This window comes from Roseateles sp. P5_E11 (assembly GCF_054049355.1).
This window is the reverse complement of record NZ_JBFUMO010001025.1, coordinates 1-1,142: the sequence shown is the minus strand read 5'-3', so window position 1 is coordinate 1,142 and position 1,142 is coordinate 1. Positions and strand designations below refer to the sequence as shown.

Below are 1,142 nucleotides of genomic sequence, written 5' to 3'. Positions count from 1 at the left end.
CGCTGATTCAGTCCGGCGATGCTGGGATCGCCGAAGAGGTATTCTGCGACCTAAATGCGGTTCATGAAGCGGTGTTTTCGACAGGCAGTCCTTTGAGCGACCTGGAGTTGTATTTGCGCTTGAGAGTGGCCTTGTTTGGATTTGTATGTGTAAGCTTTCTTTCACTGCTTAGTTTTAGTGCGAGAGTGGCCGCGCGGCGAGAGTTCCTAGGGATGCAGCCCGCCGACATGGAAGATGGGTTTGCCGAAGCGTCGCGATCTATTCGGAGAAGAATGTTTGAGGTGGAGCAGGTAATTGCGCTGTATGCGGAATTGAGAGGCATTCCGCTATACGGGCGTGAGGCGTCATTCAATCTGGTGTATTCACCGATTCCGCAGCTCTTGGAAGTTCTGGTGTCATTCGAAGATTTGAGCCCCTCAATGGTTTTTGGCTCCACTTTGTGTGATGCTGAATACAGAAATATCGCCCGATTTTTGGCGCTCAATATGTTGCAGGAAAATTCAGGACATTACCTTCTTTGGTGTTCGCAAGATTTGTCGGTGGAATTTCCTGCTAATTGTTAGTGAGTGGCGATGCGTTGCCTTCATGAATCATTCGGCATTGATGTGATGTTCCGCAGCACGCTTTCGAAGCTGTAGCTCCGCGCGTCCGAACGAGTCCATAGAAGTCCGCATCGCCTTTCTTAGAGCAGACCGTAGAGACGCGCTATCCGCGCTGCGGTTCTGCGATCCGGTGCGTCTAGCTTGGCACTCAACCGCTGGAACCTGCAGTCCACCGTCTTCGCCTCGATGCTCAGCGCGGCGCCGATCACCTTGCTGGTGTGACCGGCCTCTTGGTGCCGGAGCAGTTCGATTTCCTGTGGCGTGATGCGTGACTGCGCCAGCAGCTCGCGGCGGATTGCCTGCAGCAGCCAGCGGTGGAGTTCCATCGCGAGCGCTCTCGCAATGACGCGGACGATCTGGTAGCCCTCACCGTCAAAGAAGCCCAGGTTGTGCGATCCCAGACTGAGAACTCCCACGCGCGATGTGCCATCGGTTGGCGTCGAGGGCTTCATGGCCTTCGCGGCGCAACTGGCCGTGCAGCATCGGATCGCCGGGGCCGGTATTCGCTATTCGCCGCGCTTGGTAGCGTCCAGCGAATAC

2 protein-coding genes are annotated in these 1,142 nt (G+C 55.8%); one reads left to right on the top strand and one right to left on the bottom strand.

The features are described 5' to 3' along the window. A partial coding sequence (locus ACXJKR_RS33100) for a hypothetical protein (protein ID WP_457326468.1) occupies nucleotides 1–563 on the top strand: 563 nt, incomplete at its 5' end. 119 nt (nucleotides 564–682) lie between these two features. Here ACXJKR_RS33100 and ACXJKR_RS33095 read toward each other — a convergent pair. Further along, on the bottom strand, nucleotides 683–1,054 hold the full coding sequence (locus ACXJKR_RS33095; protein ID WP_457326467.1) for a LuxR C-terminal-related transcriptional regulator: 372 nt from the start codon (nucleotides 1,052–1,054) through the stop codon (nucleotides 683–685). Nucleotides 1,055–1,142: the final 88 nt, after the last annotated feature.